Source organism: Enterovibrio coralii (genome assembly GCF_001559595.1).
Classification (GTDB): Bacteria; Pseudomonadota; Gammaproteobacteria; order Enterobacterales; family Vibrionaceae; genus Enterovibrio; species Enterovibrio coralii.
The window spans coordinates 114,194-135,391 of the sequence record NZ_LNTY01000029.1 but is presented as its reverse complement, the minus strand read 5'-3'; the positions used below and the strand labels follow the sequence as shown (position 1 = coordinate 135,391).

Annotated in this window: 17 protein-coding genes and 4 pseudogenes; 8 read left to right on the top strand and 13 right to left on the bottom strand. The window is 48.9% G+C overall.

The features are described from left to right. The first annotated feature begins 119 nt into the window (after positions 1 to 119). Positions 120 to 1,564 (top strand): annotated as a pseudogene (gene pyk, locus ATN88_RS09365) (pyruvate kinase). 71 nt (positions 1,565 to 1,635) lie between these two features. Here the strand turns inward: pyk and ATN88_RS09360 are convergent. Together ATN88_RS09360 and rimJ are read right to left on the bottom strand one after the other, a co-directional pair. Then, positions 1,636 to 2,237: pseudogene (locus ATN88_RS09360) on the bottom strand (HD domain-containing protein). Further along, positions 2,230 to 2,817: a ribosomal protein S5-alanine N-acetyltransferase gene (gene rimJ / locus ATN88_RS09355; protein ID WP_067414612.1), complete on the bottom strand. Its 588-nt coding sequence runs from the start codon at positions 2,815 to 2,817 to the stop codon at positions 2,230 to 2,232. Before rimJ ends, ATN88_RS09360 begins: the two are co-directional and overlap by 8 nt. Before the next feature lie 33 nt (positions 2,818 to 2,850). Here rimJ and ATN88_RS09350 point away from each other — a divergent pair, with 33 nt between their 5' ends. After that, positions 2,851 to 3,321: a methylated-DNA--[protein]-cysteine S-methyltransferase gene (locus tag ATN88_RS09350; protein WP_067414608.1), complete on the top strand. Its 471-nt coding sequence runs from the start codon at positions 2,851 to 2,853 to the stop codon at positions 3,319 to 3,321. A 14-nt stretch (positions 3,322 to 3,335) separates the two neighbouring features. Here the strand turns inward: ATN88_RS09350 and tyrR are convergent, their stop codons facing one another. From tyrR to pspA, 6 genes are all read right to left on the bottom strand, one after another. Then, positions 3,336 to 4,874, bottom strand: a complete 1,539-nt coding sequence (tyrR, locus tag ATN88_RS09345) for a transcriptional regulator TyrR (RefSeq protein ID WP_067414605.1) — start codon at positions 4,872 to 4,874, stop codon at positions 3,336 to 3,338. A 260-nt stretch (positions 4,875 to 5,134) separates the two neighbouring features. Continuing rightward, entirely contained in the window at positions 5,135 to 6,157 is a 1,023-nt protein-coding gene (locus ATN88_RS09340) for a YcjF family protein (protein WP_067414602.1), read from the bottom strand. 8 nt (positions 6,158 to 6,165) lie between these two features. Continuing rightward, positions 6,166 to 7,560, bottom strand: a complete 1,395-nt coding sequence (locus ATN88_RS09335; RefSeq protein WP_067414598.1) for a YcjX family GTP-binding protein — start codon at positions 7,558 to 7,560, stop codon at positions 6,166 to 6,168. Between the two features lie 65 nt (positions 7,561 to 7,625). Then, positions 7,626 to 8,012: an envelope stress response membrane protein PspC gene (gene pspC / locus ATN88_RS09330; protein ID WP_067414593.1), complete on the bottom strand. Its 387-nt coding sequence runs from the start codon at positions 8,010 to 8,012 to the stop codon at positions 7,626 to 7,628. Then, entirely contained in the window at positions 8,009 to 8,239 is a 231-nt protein-coding gene (pspB, locus tag ATN88_RS09325; RefSeq protein ID WP_067414590.1) for an envelope stress response membrane protein PspB, read from the bottom strand. Before pspB ends, pspC begins: the two co-directional genes overlap by 4 nt. A 24-nt stretch (positions 8,240 to 8,263) precedes the next feature. Then, the gene (pspA, locus tag ATN88_RS09320; RefSeq protein WP_067414587.1) at positions 8,264 to 8,929 is read right to left on the bottom strand and encodes a phage shock protein PspA; all 666 of its coding nucleotides are present in this window, start codon (positions 8,927 to 8,929) and stop codon (positions 8,264 to 8,266) included. Positions 8,930 to 9,121: 192 nt separating this feature from the next. Between pspA and pspF the strand changes: the two genes are divergently transcribed. From pspF to ATN88_RS09290, 6 genes and pseudogenes are all read left to right on the top strand, one after another. Continuing rightward, complete coding sequence (pspF, locus tag ATN88_RS09315; RefSeq protein ID WP_067414582.1) at positions 9,122 to 10,123, top strand: phage shock protein operon transcriptional activator; 1,002 nt, start codon at positions 9,122 to 9,124, stop codon at positions 10,121 to 10,123. A gap of 111 nt (positions 10,124 to 10,234) precedes the next feature. Beyond that, the gene (sapA, locus tag ATN88_RS09310; protein WP_067414578.1) at positions 10,235 to 11,854 is read left to right on the top strand and encodes an ABC transporter substrate-binding protein SapA; all 1,620 of its coding nucleotides are present in this window, start codon (positions 10,235 to 10,237) and stop codon (positions 11,852 to 11,854) included. A 3-nt stretch (positions 11,855 to 11,857) separates the two neighbouring features. After that, a pseudogene (locus tag ATN88_RS09305) lies at positions 11,858 to 12,819 on the top strand (ABC transporter permease). Continuing rightward, a pseudogene (gene sapC, locus ATN88_RS09300) lies at positions 12,806 to 13,692 on the top strand (putrescine export ABC transporter permease SapC). Before ATN88_RS09305 ends, sapC begins: the two co-directional pseudogenes overlap by 14 nt. After that, complete coding sequence (locus ATN88_RS09295) at positions 13,692 to 14,702, top strand: peptide ABC transporter ATP-binding protein (RefSeq protein WP_067414575.1); 1,011 nt, start codon at positions 13,692 to 13,694, stop codon at positions 14,700 to 14,702. Before sapC ends, ATN88_RS09295 begins: the two are co-directional and overlap by 1 nt. After that, entirely contained in the window at positions 14,686 to 15,492 is an 807-nt protein-coding gene (locus tag ATN88_RS09290) for a peptide ABC transporter ATP-binding protein (RefSeq protein ID WP_067414571.1), read from the top strand. The genes ATN88_RS09295 and ATN88_RS09290 overlap by 17 nt, the downstream gene beginning before the upstream one ends. Positions 15,493 to 15,534: 42 nt before the next feature. Here ATN88_RS09290 and ATN88_RS09285 read toward each other — a convergent pair whose 3' ends face one another. The 5 genes from ATN88_RS09285 to ihfB all read right to left on the bottom strand — a co-directional run bounded on the left by ATN88_RS09285 (position 15,535) and on the right by ihfB (position 21,129). After that, positions 15,535 to 18,303: a M16 family metallopeptidase gene (locus ATN88_RS09285; protein WP_067414567.1), complete on the bottom strand. Its 2,769-nt coding sequence runs from the start codon at positions 18,301 to 18,303 to the stop codon at positions 15,535 to 15,537. Positions 18,304 to 18,508: 205 nt separating this feature from the next. After that, positions 18,509 to 19,204 (bottom strand): orotidine-5'-phosphate decarboxylase, encoded by a 696-nt coding sequence (gene pyrF, locus ATN88_RS09280; protein ID WP_067414564.1) that lies wholly within the window; start codon positions 19,202 to 19,204, stop codon positions 18,509 to 18,511. A 6-nt stretch (positions 19,205 to 19,210) separates the two neighbouring features. Continuing rightward, complete coding sequence (gene lapB / locus ATN88_RS09275) at positions 19,211 to 20,380, bottom strand: lipopolysaccharide assembly protein LapB (protein ID WP_067414559.1); 1,170 nt, start codon at positions 20,378 to 20,380, stop codon at positions 19,211 to 19,213. 6 nt (positions 20,381 to 20,386) lie between these two features. Continuing rightward, positions 20,387 to 20,671 (bottom strand): LapA family protein, encoded by a 285-nt coding sequence (locus ATN88_RS09270; protein WP_067414554.1) that lies wholly within the window; start codon positions 20,669 to 20,671, stop codon positions 20,387 to 20,389. Between the two features lie 179 nt (positions 20,672 to 20,850). Beyond that, the gene (ihfB, locus tag ATN88_RS09265; RefSeq protein WP_028022728.1) at positions 20,851 to 21,129 is read right to left on the bottom strand and encodes an integration host factor subunit beta; all 279 of its coding nucleotides are present in this window, start codon (positions 21,127 to 21,129) and stop codon (positions 20,851 to 20,853) included. Positions 21,130 to 21,198 lie beyond the last annotated feature (69 nt).

Sequence of the window (21,198 nt, the reverse complement as noted above, 5' to 3'; positions counted from 1 at the left end):
CAGTTTAAAACTGCCCTTTTTATTTATATCTCAGTACTCAACTACACTTTCCTTAGTAAGCAGTTTGTCACCAGCTTTTATTTCGTTTTTAAAGACAACTTCTGACTCTGGAGAATTTCATGACTGTACCCATGCGTCGTACCAAAATCGTCACAACACTTGGACCAGCCACTGATAAAGATGACGTACTCGAAAAAATAATTGCAGCCGGAGCCAATGTCGTCAGGATGAACTTCTCTCACGGCTCAGCGCAGGACCATATCGATCGTGCGAATAAAGTGCGCACTATCGCTGCCAAGCTTGGCCAACATGTCGGTATCTTAGGAGACCTTCAAGGCCCCAAAATTCGTGTTTCCACGTTTGCTGATGGAAAGATTCAACTCGCCGTCGGTGACAGATTTATCCTTGATGGCGACTTACCCGCAGGTAAAGGTGACAAAGAGCGCGTCGGCCTCGATTACAAAGAGCTCCCCAAAGATGTTGTTCCCGGCGATATTCTTCTGTTGGATGACGGGCGCGTTCAGCTCAAAGTGGTCTCCGTTGAAGGTGCTTGTGTTCACACCGACGTGACGGTTGGTGGCCCGCTCTCGAACAACAAAGGGATCAACAAAAAAGGTGGTGGCCTTTCCGCTGCCGCGCTGACAGAAAAAGACAAACAAGACATCCTCACCGCTGCAAAAATCAACGTGGACTATCTCGCCATCTCTTTCCCACGCAATGGCGACGATATGCGTTACGCCCGCTCGCTGGCGAAAGATGCAGGTTTAGACACGCGAATGATTGCCAAAGTGGAGCGTGCGGAAACGGTAGCAACCGATGAAAGCATCGATGACATTATCGAGGCATCTGATGGTGTCATGGTAGCCCGTGGTGACTTAGGGGTAGAAATTGGTGACCCTGAACTTGTGGGCGTGCAGAAGAAACTCATTCGTCGTGCTCGTTCACTCAATCGCTGCGTTATCACCGCCACACAAATGATGGAATCGATGATCAGTGCGCCCATGCCAACACGTGCGGAGGTCATGGATGTGGCCAATGCCGTGCTTGATGGCACAGATGCTGTGATGCTGTCTGCTGAAACGGCGGCTGGTGACTACCCACTCGAAACCGTTCGACCATGGCAGAAGTGTGTATCGGTGCGGAGAAAATGCCGTCGATTAACGTGTCCAATCACCGATTGAACAAAGAGTTTGATTTGATTGAAGAAACGGTGGCGATGGCAACCATGTACGCGGCAAACCATATGTCGAAAGTCAAAGCGATGGTGTCGCTGACTGAATCAGGCAAAACTGCACTCATGATGTCACGCATCAGTTCGGGCAAACCGATCTTTGCATTGTCTCGTCATGAAACCACCCTCTCTCGCGCGGCACTCTACCGTGGTGTAACCCCGGTATTCTTTGAAAGCGACACCGGCGCAGGCCCTGAGGTTGCGCACAAAGCCATTGCCCTTTTGAAAGAGAAAGGCCTGCTACAACCTTGGGATGTGGTTATCTTCACGCAAGGTGATGTGTCCGGCTATGTCGGCACCACCAACACCATGCGTATGATCACCGTGACCTAATCAGTCATACAGAAACAAAAAGCCCCGCTCTTGCGGGGCTTTTGCGTCTTTGTTGTGCCAAGTTTGAGGGTTCAGGTTTTCAGCCAACCTTTGTCAGCCGCTTCTGCCAGCATCTGTTTGACTTGGTCCCACAGCACGTCAGAGCCTTTTTCGATTTTGGCATTCACGGTCAACGCCTGTTCAAGACTAACATCGTGTTCTTTCCAGCTTTGGCCTTCACTGTGATAATTCAAAAGCATCGGCAACATGCGGTCTAACGCTTTGCCATAGCGCGCCTCCGGCGACTCACCTGCTTCAAACTCCAACCACAACGCCAGCAATTCTTGCCCTTGGTCTTCCGGCAACATACCAAAAATGCGGTTGGCCGCTTTGAGTTCTTTCTCTTCTTGCAGCTTTGCCGCTTCCAGATCGTAAACAAAGGTATCGCCAGCGTCGATTTCCACTACGTCATGTAAAAGCAGCATCTTTACAACCTTGGACACATCAACAGGTTCGTTCGCGTACTCTTCTAGCAACAGTGCCATAAGGCAACCTGCCAACTGTGTTCCGCAGAGTTTTCACGTCTCGCATCGGCACTTTTGACACGAGTGCGGCGCAGAACAGCTTTCAATTTATCGACTTCCACCAGCAACGCCAGCTGCTTCTCCAAACGCACAGGGTTGAAATTATTCATTGATGGATGACACCCATTTAGTGTTGATAAGGGAGGTAAGAATGTGGTCTTCCCACTTACCGTTAATCAGCAAGTAGTCTTTGGCTTCGCCTTCTTTTTCAAAACCCACCGAGTGCAATACTGCGGCACTTCGCTGATTTCTGGGCATGTAAGAGGCCATAATGCGATGCAGGTTTAAGTTATCAAACAACCATTGGTTCGCAGCTTTCAGTGCGCGGCGCATGATGCCTCGCCCCTGCGCATCTTCAGCAAGCGAATAACCCACCGTACAAGCGTGAAAGGGGTACTGCATGATGTTGCTGTAAGTGATCACGCCCTGAACTTCGTCACTGCCAGATTCAAAAATAAGGAAATAGTAGGAAAGGCCGTGACGTTGCAACTCGGTCAGTTGGATTACCCTGCGTTCCCAGCCTTCAAACGTAAAGAACCCTTCGGGTCTCGACGGTTCCCAAGGCGTCAGATAGGTCCGATTTTTCTGGAAATACCGCACAACCTTTGCGACATCTCCTTTCTGTACCGCTCTTATTTCGAGATTATCGACACTCAAACTCGGGAAAGGGTTTATAATTTCGACTGACAACTGGCCTCCTGTCTATCAATAAGTGTCGTCACTATGTACTACGATAGCTTTGAATCACCGCTGGGAAAAATTCACTTACTGTCCGATGATGCAGGACTCAGGCAATTGACCTTGTGTCTGCACCACCCTTTCGAACACTGCCGTGAATGGAAACACTCCCCGCAACAACTCGCCCCATACAAAAAACAGCTTCTTGAATTTCTCGCTGGTGAACGCACAGAGTTTACTTTGCCGCTCGCGCCAGAAGGAACGGAGTTCCAACATCAAGTTTGGCAGGCTTTACGCGGTATTCCCTATGGCAAAACGCGGACTTATGCCGAAATTGCCACAGAGATCGGAAATGCACAGGCCTGCCGTGCAGTTGGTATGGCGAATAACGTCAACCCGATCCCTCTAATTATTCCGTGCCATCGGGTGATTGGAAGCGATGGACAGCTTACGGGATACCGATATGGGTTAGCGATCAAACAAAAGCTACTCGATATAGAAAAAAATAGCGGCTAATTGCCGCTACTTTTTTATTTCTTACCGATGCCATACTCACGAAGTTTATTCGCGACCGCGGTATGGGAAACATCTAATCGCTTCGCCAACTTACGTGTCGACGGATAGCTGCGATACAAGTTCGATAAAATACCGGACTCGTACCGCTTCATGATGTCATCCAGCGAACCGTCCATCGACTCTTCGGTCAAAAACGCGGTTTGCTCCGTCTCAGGCAATTGAATGTCTTCTTTGGTCAGGCAGCCATCTTCAATCTGTGTCATTGCACGGAACAACACGTTACGAAGCTGACGAACGTTACCCGGCCAAGAATACTGCGCCAAGAAATCGGATACGCCCTGCTGCATCATTGGTCTTTCTTGACCAAGCTCCGCAGAGAACTGATTCAAGAACAATTCTGTCAACGGCTGTACGTCGGACGGACGTTCGCGCAATGGCGGAACAGTCAGAGAAAGAACATTCAAGCGATAATACAAGTCTTCGCGGAACTGACCTGACGCCACACGCTCAGACAGGTTTTTCTGCGTGGAACAAATCACACGCACATCAACTTTGATTTCCTGCTCTTCGCCCACGCGACGGAAAGCACCATCACGCATAAAGCGCAGCAGTTTAATCTGCAAATGCGGACTCATTTCGCCCACTTCGTACAAGAAAACGGTACCGCCGTCCGCTTGTTCTAGCTGACCTTTCTTACCTTCACGCCCTTCTGTTGGCGCAGAGCCAAACAATTCGGTTTCGGCGGCGTCATCAGGCATAGACACACAGTTAACCAACAAGAATGGCTTTTCGGCGCGATGCGAACGTTGATGGCACGCTTTCGCCAGCATTTCTTTGCCAGTACCTGTTTCACCTTGGATTAAAAGCGGTGCGTCCAGTAGTGCGAATTTTTTCGCCTGATTAACCAACGCGCGGAATTTGCTGGATTGGCCAACAAGATGATCGAAACCGTGCTCGCCCGGCGTGCGGTAGAGCTTGGTTGGCAGCTGGTTCATTGCTACTTGTTTGAGCTGAATTACTGCGCTCGCCAATACATTCTTGTTTTCGCTGTCTGTCACGTAAACAGGCATGACTTCCATCAGGTAATCGATACCTGCAATGACAATCTGGCGGCAAACTTGGCTGGCGTTGTCTCGCTCCAACCAGTGGCTGAAGTTGAATTCTGGGAAAATAGTATTGGCAGATTCACCAATCAACCCTTCTTCTTCGTTGCCCATTAGGCGGAAAGCGGCTTTGTTTGCCAAATCAACCTTGCCATTCAGGCTGACAGAAAACACGGGGTCGGAAAGGGTTTCAAGCAGGGCGCGAAGTTCACGATGTTCACGCTCGGCAGGGAGGAACTGAATTTTTCTAACGTCGGTTACACCGCTTATCAAACGAATCTCTGACATTAGTTGACGAAATTCTTCAAATTCGACTTCTGGACAGTTGAGGTAAATGATACCCACCTGATCGATCTCGATGCCGCGCAAGTCAATGTTGCGGCGTGCAAGAATATCGAGAAGTTCACGGGTTAGTCCGAGTCGATCTTCACAAAAGACCTGTAATCTCACGGTGTTGTCCTGCTAACAAAACGGATAACGCTTTCATACAACGCCATCCGTTGTGGTGGATGAGATAGAGTTGTTCAATCCAGCTGACACCCGCCTTCCATTGCGTAAAAAACAGCCAATAAAAGTGTCAGGAATTGTTGACAGTGAATGGAGTGTGCGCCTGAACATCAACGTAGTCAAGTGCTAGCGAGCAAAACGTGAGAGAGCGACAGCCAATAAAAACGGCAGCTTACGCTGCCGTTTTTGAGGACTACTTCAAATTATGCCTTTTTGTCGGCGTTCGATGTCAGTCTACTTAGAAGCTGTTTACGCATGTCCGATAGCTTCGGTGCCGACGTGCCAACGTAAGGAAGCGGACGCATCAATGCCATGGCTTTGTAGCCCAGTCTTGCCGTCAGTAAACCCACGCCCAAGCCTTGGGCTGCGCGTGCCGAGAGCCGACCCGCTAAATCCACAGAAAGCAAATCAGCACCAATATCAGTAATGGCTTCACTTGCCCCTGCAAACGCCATGTTTGCCAACACCAGTCGCAAGAGTCGAATACGAGACCAATAGCCAAGCTTCACACCATAGAGGCTGGAGATTTGCTCGAGCAGTCGGAAGTTTCGCCATGCCACTAGCAACATATCTGCCACCGCCAGCGGGCTTAACGCCACCATTACCGCCGCTTCAGAGGCATACTTCGCGACCATTTTCTTCGCGAGGGCATCTTGCTCTTTCACCACCATCTGGTCGTAGAGCTCAAACACTTCTTTATCATTGTGTGTGGCAGCTAACGACGATTGCCATTTGTCGTAACCTGGCGTCAGCTCGCCTTTGCCTTGTTTGGAGATTTTTTCACACACCGTTTTGGCTTTGCCGATGCCATCTGCATCGATAATCGCCTGAATTTGCTGACGGTCGTCCTGACGCCCTTTCAGTCTGCGCAACGCGAAGTATTCACGGCCAAGTGCAGACACACCTAAAGCGGCAATACCCGCCACAAAGCCGCTCCAACCCACCGACAACCAGTCACCAGTCTGTACCGCAGTAACGACAGAATCAACGGTTTGCCAGACAACCAAACCCAACCCCGACAGCGCAAGAGTACGTAATCCCCAGCGCGCCTTTTTTGGCACCAGCGTTTTTTCTAGCAACTGTTCTTGCTCGGTTTCTTCTTCCTGAGCGACAAGATCGAACTTCACTTGTTCTGCATCAAAGTGACGCTGTGCGGTCAATTCTGGCGTATCCAGCTCAGGCTTATCCGTGTCTTCAAACACGATAGATTTCTTATATTCACTCATGGTTTCGTCTACCTCAGCTTATCGCCCAGCAAGTACTGCAATGCCTTATCAACACGGATATGCGGAAGGGGTTCATCCACATCACTTGGCATTGGGCGGAACTGACGAAATTCGAACTGATTGTTCTGCCAAAATTCGTCATTTGGCAATCTTGGCGGCACATCCCCCGGATACATCAAAATCGGGGCGCCGGATTCCAACGTGCCTCGCAGCGCAGAGACCGTTTCTCCACGATGGTTCACCATGCCCGGCTCTGTCGCCTGAATCGACGCCAGACTGATGCATTCCATGTCGATGCCTTCAAAGGCGGCCGTTTGCCAAGCTTCGTGGATGAGTTGCTGCAGCAGGGACACCAAATTCGGATGTTGATCCGGCGTGACATGGTCTGCTTTGGTCGCCGCAAACAAAATCTTATCAATGCGTGGCGCAAACAGGCGACGCAGCAGGCCGCTTTTGCCATAGCGAAAGCTCTGCATCAGTTGCTCTAACGCTAAGCGCATGTCATTAAACGACTCAGGGCCAGCATTGAGCGGTTGCAAGGTATCCACCAGCACAATCTGACGATCCACTTTAGAGAAGTGTTCTTTGTAGAACCCTTTCACGATATGGCTGCAATAGTACTCGTAGCGTTGCTTTAACATCGCAAAGTTGCTGTTCGGTGATGCACTCGCTAACTGGCTGTCTCCGTATTTCTCTGTCGCCAGCGGAAAGAATTGCAACACGGGTGCCCCGCTGTATTCTCCCGGCAACACAAATCGTCCTGGCTGCACCCAGTGCAGGCCCGCTTCGTCTTTACAAGCGTGAAGATAATCGGTGTACAAACCCGCTATCTCTGCGATTTGCTTTTCGTCGGCCTCAGCCATTGGATCAAAGCTTTCCAATGCAGCAAGCCATTGACTCGCCAATTCTTTTCGACGTCCCACTAAAATGCCGCTTTGTTTACGCGACCATTCTTCAAAGCTCATCGACAATAACGGCAAGTCCAACAGCCACTCACCCGGATAATCGACGATGTCGAGGTACAAGGTGGCGGTATCTTGCAAAAGCTTCATTGGGCCGCTGTCTGGTTGGTAGCGAATCGCCAAACGAATTTCGCTCACGTCACGCGTTGGTGATGGCCATCTTGGCGGTAGAGAACGTAGCGATTGGATACCCAAGTCATAATCAAACGCGGGAATGTGCAGCTGGGTTTGCTGAACACGTCTTGCCCCTCGCAAGCGCCCTTCCCTGACAGGATGGAACAGCGGCATTCTTGGGTTGGTGCCACTGTGGAGTAATTGGTTAATGAGAGACGTTATGAATGCCGTTTTACCGGCGCGTGAAAGACCCGTCACGGCGAGACGAACGTGGCGATCTAAACCACGACTAACCAACTTATTCATGTGACTTTTTAAGGACTTCATGTAAAGCAGCGCTCCTCAAAACGAAATACCCCCGCCAAACAGCGGGGGAGAAAACAACCTTTCTATTAAAGCTGCTTGAACTGACGGTTTAGGTCAAATTCTTTAGAGGTAACATAGGCTTCCATTTTTGCCACGTCACCTTCCATATCTTTGATTTCTTGATCGATACTGGCGAGCAATTCACTGGCTGATTTCCCTTGCTGCCAAGGTTTTTGCTTCACTTTATGCTCACGGGTCTGGGTGTATCGTTGCGCTTCTTCCGGCGGCATTTTTTCCAAAATCAGCATCGCTGCTACATAGATAACAACCACCAAGAGGAAAAAGCCAACCAGAGCTGCCGCCACTGTAAATATCCTTACTACCCAAGTCTCTATACCTAAGTAATCGGCGACTCCCGCACAAACGCCACCGATCTTCCCGTTTACAGGGTCACGATACAGCGTTTTGTTCATTGTTTGTGTCTCCAATTTGGTGCTTCTTCATCAAGAATTCGCTCCAGCGAGTGGATGCGTGACTGCAATGCCTCTGCGCGATCTGCGAGTTCTTGCAATTGCTCAAATTCGTCACTGCTCAATCCCTGCCCTACCTGTCGCTTACTGCGGTAATGGAGCCATAGCCACAGGGGTGCCACAAAAACGAGGAACACAACCAGTGGAATTGATAGAAATGCCATCGACATGTGATCTCCTTACCTCTCTCTCGATTATTCTTTGTCTTTCAGCTCGGCTTTCATTTTCGCAAGTTCTTTCTCAATTTCATCTTGCGCTTGCAGATCTGCGAACTCGTCCTCTAGACGCTTGCCTTTACCGATGCTGTAACTGTCAGCTTCTGCTTCCAGTTCATCGATGCGACGCTCATATTGCTCGAACTTCGCCAGTGCTTCATCAGTGCGGCTAGTATCAAGTTGACGACGCACATCACGACGCTTGCCTGCAGCTTCACGGCGAATTACCAACGCTTGCTGACGCGCACGGGTTTCAGCCAATTTGGTTTCTAGCTCAGCGATTTCATGACCCAGTTTCTCAATAGTTTCGTCAACCAGGTTATATTCTTCTTTGAGCGTCAACAGGATATCGTGCACTTTCTGTTTTTCAATCAAAGCCGCACGAGCCAGATCTTCACGCGACTTTTGCAAAGCCAGTGTCGCTTTCTCTTGCCAGTCGGTCATTTGACGCTCGATGTTGTCGATTTTGCGCGCCAGTTCTTTTTTATCTGCCAGTGCGCGTGCTGATGAGGTACGAACCTCAACCAGTGTATCTTCCATTTCCTGAATGATCAGGCGAACCATTTTCTGTGGATCTTCCGCTTTATCCAGCAGTGAATTAACGTTGGCATTAACGATGTCTGCGAAGCGAGAAAAAATACCCATGGTGATGCTCCTTATTCTAAATGCGCGCTGTGCGCTTACGAGTTAATGTCAGGGGTATGACTCAGTTGGAATCTATATATCAAACCGCGTGCCAACTTTAATAAATCCTAACATTCAATGACTTAGTTAATTTCGTGCATTTTCACCCAACACAGGTATGATGAAATAAACTAACAGTTGGTAAATTTCACCATGCAAAAACCTGACACCCTCATTGGCGAATCCGACCACTTTCTCTCTGTGCTCGATCATGTCTCGCGCATTGCGCCGCTCAATCGCCCAGTATTAATTATTGGGGAGCGAGGCACGGGTAAAGAACTGATCGCTAAGCGTTTGCATTACTTGTCGAAACGTTGGGATGGTCCATTGGTCAGCCTAAACTGCGCAGCACTCAGCGAAGGTTTAATTGACTCGGAGTTGTTTGGCCACGAAGCAGGTTCTTTCAGTGGCGCGAAAGGCCGACACAAAGGACGTTTCGAACGTGCTGAGGGCGGAACCTTGTTTCTGGATGAGCTTGCAACGTCGCCTTTGGGTGTGCAGGAAAAGCTGCTTCGCGTTATTGAATACGGGGAATACGAACGTGTCGGCGGCAGTGACGTATTGAGCTCAGACGTTCGCCTGATTTGTGCCACCAATGAAGATTTACCAACACTTGCCAATGACGGCAAGTTTCGCGCAGACCTTCTAGACCGACTCGCTTTCGATGTGATTCACTTGCCGCCGCTGCGTGAACGCCAAGGCGACATTCTTCTGCTTGCCGAATACTACGCACTCAAAATGTGTCGTGAGTTGGGTTACAGCTACTTCAGTGGTTTTTCACCAGAAGCACAGAAGACGCTACTCTCCTACAAATGGCCGGGTAATGTGCGTGAACTCAAGAACGTGGTTGAACGTGCCATCTATCGTCACGCAGATGAACACAGTGCCGTGGATGAGATTCATCTCGACCCATTCAAGGCACCTTGGGACAATGCGTCAGAAGAAGCGAACGAGGCAAGTCCTGCTTTCACCTTCCCCATGGATCTTCGCCAATGGCAGACACAGCAAGAAAAAGAGATTGTTGAATCAGCCATGACACAAGCCAAGTTTAATCAAAGACGTGCCGCAGAGCTTCTGGGCTTAAGCTACCATCAAATAAGGGGCTTGCTCAGAAAATATAACTTGGTGGGCGAGGATGTTCAGGACACTGTATAGAATCACGCCCAATTCATTGTATTTTGAGCTGTTCTTTTCGCCACCACTTGGTGACAAGGTCGCTTCAGTGGTAAATTGAGACACTTAACCCGAACACTAAATCATTGGCTTATGAGAGCATTACGTCGTTTGCTGACCGCAAGCGTTGCCGTGTTACTACTGGCAGGATGTGAAGACCCGTTCTCTGAAAACTCTGCGAGAAACCGCGGCTTTATTTATTGCGGACCAGGGCAACCAAATACCTTTAATCCCCAGCTGACAGATGGGGGATTAACCGCAGATGCGCTCTCAAGCCAAATCTTCGATCGGCTACTTCAGCTAGATCCCAACACCTACAAGCCCATTCCCATGTTGGCACAGAGCTGGTCGGTCAGCCCAGACGGCAAGGAATACACCTTTAAACTTCGCCGAAGTGCCAAATTTCAAGTGACCGATTGGTTTATTCCACACCGTGGCGTGATGGCCGAAGATGTGGTGTTCAGCTTCAATCGACTCATCGACCCAGAGCATCCTTTTCATGAAGTCTCTGGCGGCGAATATCCTTGGTTCGACAGTATGGACTTCTCAGGCCTGGTCACCAAAGTCGAAGCCCTTGATGACTACTCGGTAAAGTTTACCCTCTCACGTCCTGATGTATCGTTTCTATCAACGCTGGCAACCACCTATGCTGTCATTCATTCTGCCGAGTATGCTGAAACACTGGTTGAAAGCGGGGAACTTTCGCGCATCGATACGCACCCTGTTGGCTCAGGGGCTTTCCACTTGGATGAATACAAGCCACACCAGCTCATTCGCCTAAAACGCCATTGGGGATATTGGAATGGTGCTGCGCCGATGGAGCAAGTCGCCTACGACATCAGTATTCGAGGTACGGGCACGTTGGCAAAACTCATCACCCGTGAATGTGATGTGCTTTCTTCCCCCGTTGCCAGTCAACTTTCGGTCATCGAAAAAAACCCTGACTTTGTGCTTGCCTCGCAAACGGGAATGAACGTCGCCTTCTTAGCATTGAATACGCGCCATCCTGCGCTTTCTGAGCTCGAAGTCCGTCAGGCCATTAGCCTTGCCATCAACCGTGATACGTTAATCAAATCCGTTTATCACGGTACAGGCACACCCGCGACAGGCATGTTACCGCCAATGTCCTGGGCGTATGACGAAAAACTCAGCATGGCGTTTGACCCTCAACTTGCGCTGAGCCTGATGGCAAAAGCCGGGTATCGACACGGTTTCAGTGTGGACCTTCTCGTGCCACTCACACCCAAAGCTTATAACCCGAGTCCTATCAAAGCAGCAGAGTTGATCCAGTCCAATTTGGCCATGATTGGCATCCAAGTGAACATCGTTGCGCAAGAAGACATCAATCGTAAACTGCTTCGTGACGAGATTAGTGATCTAGGTATGGTACTTACTGGCTGGATTGCCGATAATGGCGACCCTGACAATTTTCTTCGCCCATTGCTCTCATGCAATGCCAAATTCACAGGCTGGAATTTGTCGAATTGGTGTAACCGCTATTTCGATCGTCACTTAGATGCGGCAATAGCAACAGATATTCAGGAAAAACGACGCGACATATATCTGCAAGCACAAACCATATTAAAAGACCGAATGCCCGTTATCCCTCTCGCACATGGCGTACATTATCAAGCGAGAAACGCCAGCCTTCAGGGTATTAATCTCAGTCCTTTTGGAGACAAATCTTTTGCAAATGTTTCGAGGAGCCATTGATCTATGTTGATCTATGCTATTCGCCGGCTCAATCTTTTCATCATTACACTGCTGATACTGACGCTCATCGGCTACAACATTGTTAAGCTCGACCCGTTTTCCGTATTCAACCAGCAGGACTTCTGGGCAGGTTGGTTGCAGTACCTACGCCAGTTAATGCAAGGCGACTTAGGTATCTCTGCAGACGGACTTCCAGTCACTCAAGCGTTGTCAGAAGTGTTCCCAGCCACCATGGAGCTGTGCTTTTTTGCCTTCCTGTTGGCACTGATTGTGGGAATACCTCTGGGAACGCTTGCGGGCATTCGCCGCGGCTCACCTGCTGATATCGTGATTTCATCCATCACCCTGCTGACCTTCTCAATGCCTATCTTCTGGATGGCCATTTTGATGATCATGCTGTTTTCTTTGTACCTAGCTGGCTGCCGGTTTCCGGTCGCTACAACCTGTTGTTTGAGATTCCAAACACCACAGGCTTTGCCTTGGTCGATGTGATGCTGTCAAACCACCCTCAGCGCAGTCAGGCAGTGGAAGACATCATCCGCCACCTCATTATGCCAACGCTGGTGTTAGCCGTGGCACCCACAACAGAAATCATCAAGTTGCTACGTGACTCTGTGTCGGATGTGATGAGCCAAAACTACATCAAAGCAGCCGCCACAAAAGGCCTCTCAAAATCAGAGATTGTCATGCGACACGGCCTGAAAAACGCGCTGCCACCGATCATTCCAAAGTTCGGTATTCAGATTTCTACCATGATGACGTTCGCCATTATCACCGAGTCCATTTTCAACTGGCCGGGTATCGGCACTTGGCTGCTAGATGCGCTGAGTTTCAAAGATTATGTCGCTGTACAAGCAGGCGTGTTGACCGTCGGTAGCGTTGTGTTGCTGGCCAATATATTTTCAGATCTAGCAGGCGCAGCGATTAGCCCTCTGGCAAGGAAGGAATGGTATGCCCTCAAATAGCGTTTATTTAGAGCAGCGCATTCCTACCCAGTTGGAACGCGCTTGGCGAGCATTCAGAGAAAACACACTGGCGGTGGCCGGTTTTTGGCTACTGTGTGTTCTCCTGCTGGTCACCATTTTTGCGCCGTGGCTGACACCTTATGATCCGCAATTCCAAACGGGCCATTTGTTGCAGCCACCATCATGGGACAACGCGGGTACCGTCGATTACTTCCTTGGTACCGATGACTTGTCTCGTGACATGCTGTCACGCCTTATTGCTGGCTCTCGCCTGACGTTTGGATATGCCTCCTCGTTGCCATGGCTGCGGGTATCATTGGTGTGCTTATCGGTATTCTTGCCGGTATGACATCAGGTCTCAAATCGAGCTTCCTGAACCACATCCTTGATACTGTGTTGTCTATCCCGTCTTTGCTACTGGCAATCATCGTTGTGGCGTTTAAAGGACCCGGCGAACTGAACATTTTGCTCGCAGTGTGGCTGGCACTTATCCCGCGTTTTATCCGCTCGGTGTATACCGCGGTGCATGCGGAAATGGAGAAAGAGTACATTCTGGCCGCGCGCTTGGATGGTGCAAACAGCTTTTACCTTCTGTATCACTCTGTACTGCCAAACATCTTCGTCACACTCAGCACCGAGCTAACGCGTGCTATTTCTGTCGCGATTTTGGATATCGCAGCTCTTGGCTTCTTGGGATTGGGCGCGCAAGCCCCATCACCAGAATGGGGAGCCATGCTAGGTGACTCGATTGAGTTGGTATTTACAGCCCCATGGACGGTGACACTGCCGGGACTTGCCATCATGGTAAGTGTGCTAGTGGTCAATTTGGTTGGCGATGGAATTAGCCAAGCGGTTAATGCGGGGACAGAATAATGCCGTTATTAGACATTCGACACCTGACCATCGAAATCGATACGCCTCAAGGGCCTGTTAAAGCGGTTGACCGTATGAGTTTGACCATCAATGAAGGTGAAATTCGCGGTCTCGTGGGTGAATCTGGCTCAGGTAAAAGCTTGGTCGCAAAAGCCATCTGTGGCGTGACCAAAGACAATTGGCGCGTCAGTGCTGACCGCCTTCGCTTGGGTAACATCGATTTGCTTTCGCTGCCTGCGCGCGAGCGTCGCCACGTGGTAGGCAAAGACATTGCGATGATCTTCCAAGAGCCTTCAACCTGTTTGGATCCTTCAGAACAGGTTGGCTATCAGCTTGAAGAAGCTATTCCATCCAGTTCGTTCAGTGGCAGTTGGTGGCAACGTCTGTCATGGCGTAAACAGCAATCTATCGCGCTGCTTCACAAGGTCGGTATCAAAGACCACAAGCGTGTGATGAACAGCTACCCGTATGAACTGACCGACGGTGAATGTCAGAAAGTGATGATTGCGATGGCGATTGCTAACCGCCCTCGCCTTTTGATTGCCGACGAACCAACCAACGATTTGGACCCGATTACCCAAGCGCAGATATTCCGATTGTTGAGTCGAACCAACCAGCTTTCGAATACCACCATTTTGTTGATCAGCCATGACTTGACCACGGTTACCCAATGGGCAGACCGCATTACTGTTATGTACTGTGGCCAATCAGTGGAGTCGGCCAGTCGCCAACAGATCCTTGAAAAGCCGCATCATCCGTATACCAATGCCTTGTTAAGGGCGATGCCAGACTTCAGCAAAGACATTCCGCATAAGTGCAAACTTGAAACGTTGCCGGGTGCAATCCCGCCACTTCAGAACTTGCCAATTGGCTGCCGTTTGGGACCTCGTTGTCCGTATGCGCAGCGTAAATGCGTAGAAGTTCCTCGTACGAAAAAGATTAAGAACCACAAGTTCGCGTGCCATTTCCCGCTCAATATGGAAGTCAAAAAGCATGACCGCATTGCTTGAAGTAGAAGGCTTGAGTAAAAACTATCACTACCGCACGGGGTTGTTTACCAAGCGCGTGATTGAAGCAGTGAAGCCAGTATCTTTTTCTCTTGAGGCCGGTGAAACACTGGCACTGATTGGTGAGAATGGCTCGGGCAAATCAACGCTGGCAAAAATGCTGGCGGGGGTTGTTGAACCTTCGGGTGGCGAAGTGCGCGTAAACGGCGAGATTTTGCAGCCAAAAGACTACAAGACCCGCTGCAAGCTGATCAGAATGATCTTCCAAGACCCCAACACATCGCTTAATCCGCGAAATCAAATTGGTCAGATCTTGGAAAGCCCACTGAAGCGAAACACAAACATGACGCCGCAAGAGCGCGAAAAGCGTGTGGTGGACACGCTTCGTTTGGTTGGCCTTCTGCCTGAGCATGCGTATTTCTATCCTCAGATGCTAGCGACAGGTCAAAAGCAGCGTGTATCGCTCGCGCGTGCGCTTATCTTGCAACCTTGTGTCATTGTTGCCGATGAAGCATTGAATGGCTTGGACATGTCCATGCGCTCGCAAATCCTGAACCTCTTGCTAGAGCTTCAGGAAAAGATGGGGCTGTCCTACATCTATGTATCGCAGCACATGGGCGTGGTTAAGCACATCTCTGATAAAGTGATGGTGATGCAAAATGGCGAAGTGGTGGAGTCAGGTACCACACAGGAGATTTTCTCCGCGCCAGAAAATGCCCTCACCCAGCGTCTTATCGAAAGCCACTTTACGGCACCGACCATGGACAGGCGCTCTCGCTACAACGTCGCATAAAAAAGCCCTGCTGATGCAGGGCTTTTGGTTTCAGAATCCAATCTATTCAGGTGCAAACTCGCCTTGAGGCATGTTATAGCCTTTCACAAGCTTACTATTCGCGCCAAAGATCGATTTGACTCGGTCATTGACGTCGTCATAGGTAATGCTCTCTACGGTCTTATCAACGTCTAATAATGCGTCAACACCCCAGCCATTGAACAAGTAGCGACTGTACATGTTCGTTTGGGCATCAGCATTCACATCATTGTCTTGCATTGCCTCTCTAACCTGTTTGGATACAGCGTCAAATTCAGCAACAGAGATGCCTTTACCCAAGTCAGCCACTATTTCCTCAAATGCTTCAGTGGCACGTTTAGCATTCGTAGGCTCCACGACTGCCGCAAACCCCCATCCAGTCTTGGCTTCATTGTCGACAGACAACTCCCAGACACTTGGTGTGTAGGTCAGCGACTGAGCTTCTCTAACTTCGTTGAACGTCCTCATATCTGCTATTCGATTTATCATTTCATCGATAAATACGGTTTTAGCATCTCTATCATTTTGCACATCACTTAGAACGTACAATGCCGACAACGCTTTATTCTTCTCTTCACTACTCGTACTTAGCACAGGGGAAACATCTTTTGCCCACTGACTTTGCTGCGTGTTAGTGGGAATACCCGCATCTTCTTTCAACTGAATGCTCGCGATATTCTTCGCAACGGCACGCTTCAATCGGTTTGCATCAACATTTGCAGAAATGTAGAGTGCTGGCGCGTTACCTTTATTGAAAAACGCTCTGTGAACCGACTCTAGCTGTTCAACTGAAGTCAGCATCACATCGCCTGCCGATGCAAATTGGTAGGCACCGTTATCACCTCTTAGCCAATTAAATACACCTTGGTCAAAGATGCCATTGCTGGAATTGGCAAAGGTATAGGCTTCTTGCGTGAGCTTACTTTTTGCAAGCTTTAGTGCTTTCTCATCAAAGTTAGGCTCGCTTAACGCATGGTGCATTAGCACAAGAACGTCATTGAGATTTTGCCTATACGCAAAGGCATGAAATGCATGACGGGTTGGTGTGATGTCTTGCCAAACGCCTAAGCCGCGGTCGTTAATGTAGATCAGAAGCTCTTGAGCGTTTAGTCCTGCCACTCCCGAAAGAACAAGCGAGTCAAACAGCAAATAGCTGGCGCCGTTCAAGTCAGATGTAAGCAGCGAGCGCCCACCCTTTGCGCCAATTGCCATACGCACTTCGTCACCCGCTTTAGGGTTGTCCTGGTACCAGACTTCCATTCCATTGCTTAGGGACCAAACATACAAGTCTTTACCAATGATGCGTTCAGCAACTACTTCCCCGCTACCTGTTGCACTGGCAAGGAATTGCTTTCCTTTTGACTGGTTACTCTTCCCTTTTTCAAGCAAAAGATTGTTTGCGACCTCAACACTTTTATCTACTTGGTGCACCGTTTCATCTTTGGTATAGAACGCATAGATAGTGGCAGGAGAACTTAGTAAGGTCCGCTTATGGTGATTAAATTTTTCTCTCGTTAGATACCTAGACCACGCAAGGCGTAAATCCATCATTTCATCGACAGATTGCACCGGATACGCAGTTAATAATCCGTTTAAGTAAAAATCTGTTCGCTCTTTCGTCGTAACGTTGGCATCAGCCTCTAACACGTAATTTTTGAAGTTGGGATACCAGCGTAGTGAGCCAACTTCCTCTTCGCTTGTTGAAACATCTCTGAGGTTAGCGATTTTTCGAGATACGGCAGATTGCACGTCATCTCTCATTTCGCTAGGAAACGCGGCTCTGATGACCAAGTATTCACGATTACCCGCAGCTAGAACATAAACCTGCGCGCCTTCAGCGTTACCTGTAATGCCAACCATGGTTTCAGATATTTCTTTGTTAATCAGAGATAAAACCGCATCTTCCGCCCAGTCCTCGTATAGCTCCTCTTCATTAGAAATAGCGGCTGGCCCTAGGTCAAACACGTACGCGGTCGATGCACCATCAGCTCCCGAATCGTGCAATAAGACGGGTTCCGAAGTAAAAGATGGTGCAGTGTAACGCTCTGGATTTGGCGTCGTGCCCTTCTCCCAAATACCAAACTTTTCTTTCAGTAGGTCAATCACTTCCTGTTGCTTTACATCGCCGGATACGACGATATGTGCAAGTTGAGGCTGGTACCACTTCTCATAAAATTCAGTCAGCTTTTCTTTGTTTACAGATTTAATGCTGACGTCCGTACCAATTGGTTTACGGCTACCCAACTGGCTTTGAGATGCAATGTGTTCATAGATTGCTTGCCCATAAGGCTTTCCTTCGCCAGCCCTATGCAGCCACTCACCGTAGACAACGCCAATCTCCCCATCTATGGCTTTTGCATCCAGATTGAGGCCATATGCAATATCCGCAAACCACGTCATTGATCTGTCTAAGCTCGATTTATTAGGTAGGTCGACAAAATAGACGGTTTGATATTCGCCAGTGAAAGCATTCGCTCCATGGCCCATCGTCACCCCAATGCTGCTGAAATACGCATCAATATCGTTGTTGTCGAAGTGAGTAGAACCATTGAAAGCCATATGTTCAAGAAAGTGCGCGTAACCTAACTGTGCATCCGTTTCTTGGAGGCTACCGACATTGAACGCCAACCGAACAGAGACTGCATCATCCTTATCTGAAGGATAAATATGGTAGGTCATTCCATTCTCTAGTTGGCCAACATGCCAGCTTGGGTCATTTGGGACGGGAGCTTGTGAGGTCGTCTGGCAGCCAACCAATCCTGCAAGAACAAAGGGGTAGATAATCTTTCGCATTAAGAACTCCTTTTCATTTTCTCAGCAAATACTAATTCATCAATAAATTGAAAAAACACTATATTACGCAACCTTTTGTACATAACGGTGATACATGCGAAGCAAGTAAAGAGAAAATGAAACGTAAGGAGTGATTACAGAAAGAGAGGAGCTTTTATGAGGAATAAAACGCAGAAAAAAACCGCCTAAACGGCGGTTTTCTTAATTAACGCAGAGACGCGTTGATGTCGGTCAACACCTGCATCGGGTCTGCGGCCTGCGTGATTGGGCGGCCAATCACCAAGTAATCAGACCCTGCAGTTACCGCCTCCACTGGGGTCATGATACGGCGTTGATCGCCTGCGTCAGAACCAGCAGGACGAATGCCAGGTGTCACCAGTTTGAACTCTTGGCCCAACGCATTTTTCAGCATGCTTGATTCGTGTGCAGAGCACACAACACCATCAAGGCCACTGTTACGGGTCAACGTCGCCAGCGACATCACATGCTCTTGTGGCTCACGGCTAATACCAATACCTGCCAGATCGCTTTGTTCCATGCTAGTCAGCACAGTCACACCGATCAGCAGAGGCTTGTCTTTACCATACGGTTCTAATGCCTCGCGTGCAGCGACCATCATGCGCTCACCGCCACTTGCGTGCACGTTTACCATCCATACGCCCAGCTCAGCGGCTGCCGCAACAGCGCGCGCACACGTGTTAGGGATATCGTGGAATTTCAGGTCCAGAAAAACGGTATGGCCACGTTCATGAAGCTTGCGCACATAATCAGGACCATACAAGGTAAACATCTCTTTACCCACTTTCAGGTGACAACTGCCTGGCTCAATACGATCAACAAACGCCAGTGCCTGATCAATGTTTGGGTAATCCAAAGCAACAATTACTTTTGGGTCCTGCATTCCTACTTACTCTCCGTCTAGACCTTTAATAGGCTTAATCGATCCCCAGCCTTTGCATGATGGACAATGCCAATACAAAGAATGGGTAGAAAAACCACACTTACGGCAACGATAGTGAGGCTTAACTTTTAATTGCTCTTCTACGAGATGTTTTAATGTGTTCAAACTGACTTTTGCACGACCTTCTTCCGCTTGCTCAACGTGCAGCTCCATCAGTTTGTGGAAGCCTTTCATCGTTGGATTTTTTACAAGCTGACGCGTCAGGAAGCTCTGTGCCATTGCCGCATTCTCATGTGAATTAATCACATCAGACATCATCAATTCTGCTGTCGCACCTGTGTTCTTTTCCAAACAGCTTTTGAGGAATCGAACCAAAGCCATTTCTTTATCCAAGTGCTGGTAGCACTTATCAAGCAACGGCAATGCCTCACTGATGAACTCAGGATCTTGCTCAAGAATATGTTCAAGTGCCTTAATCGCATCTTTATAGTCTTCATTTTCAATGTCGATACGAGCCAGCATGAGAGACGCGCGTACACACGCCTTATCGTTTGAGAGTGCTTTTTTCAGAAGCTGGCGGGCAGTTCTTTCATCCTCATCACCCAGTGCCTGCATCGCGAGTTCACAGTAGAAGTGAGAAATGTCGCGCTTAAGCTTGGTCTTGCCAGACCTAACTAGGCGACTGGCTGTATCAATGGCCTTTTCCCATTCTCGGGTTTGTTGGTAGATCGCGAGGAGTTGTTGCAGCGCGAACTGTTTGTAGTCCGGCTCATCGACGAGTTGATGGAAGATTTTTTCAGCACGATCAAAAAAGCCCGCGACCATATAGTCTTTGGCCAATTGTTGAAGTGCGAGATTACGTTGATCAATGGTTAGGTTGGGGCGAGCGATAAGATTTTGGTGAATACGAATAGCGCGGTCGACCTCTCCGCGTGAACGGAATAGGTTCCCGAGTGCAAGATGAGTATCTATCGTCTCGTTGTCGACTTGTAGCAGCTCAATAAACAAATCTACTGCTTTGTCAGACTGATCTGACAACAGCAAATTCAAACCTGCGACATATTGCCTTGAAAGGTGGTGAGACTGATCCTGTCGACGATGACGAGCATTCCTATTGCCCATATACCAGCCATAACCGGCGGCGATTGGTAACAATAGAAACAACAGCTCAAGCATTTACTGTTATTCCTTAACCGGGTCCGTGCGCAGCTTATCCAACTCTTGGCGTTGCTTATTAACTTGCTTTCTCAGCATTGAAGCCGACATTCTTGCTTTGAGGTAAAGCATGCCGCAAATCAACCAGCCAAGCAGGAAGCCCGTGCCAAATACGATGCCTAGCAGTAGTGACAGTTTGAACTCACCCTGTGCAAGCAGGTAGTTGAAGTTCACCACTTCTTGATTTTGTGTCCCTAAAGCCAGTGCTACGAGAAAACTCACGACGAGTAATATGATGCCAATAATCTTCACTGTCACTCCCTCTTTATTTTTTCCGGCCCATGACACTCAATTGATGAATATGTCAGTAACTTGCCAGACAGTTTATGTGTGATTATGCAGTAATTTGGCTTGTCAGACCATTCTAACAGGCATAAAAAAAACGGCATACGTAGCGCATGCCGTTTTTTTATTCAGAATCGAATCAACCGTTAAAGATTAACTCGGTCGCGAAGCTCCTTGCCTGGTTTGAAGTGAGGGACGTACTTGCCGTCGAGCTCAACTTTGTCACCAGTCTTTGGATTGCGTCCAACACGAGGAGCGCGATAATGCAAAGAGAAACTACCAAAACCACGAATCTCGATTCGGTCACCTTCCTCGAGTGTAGTGGCCATGTGTTCAAGGATTTCCTTGATGGCATCTTCTACCTGTTTGGCAGAAAGATGGGTTTGTTGACTACACAGTCTTTCGATCAACTCAGACTTCGTCATGATCACCCCGCTTTTAGTATGTTTCTCAACAGTATAACTGTAGAGGGGGAATTTTTCCCCCTCAGTTCA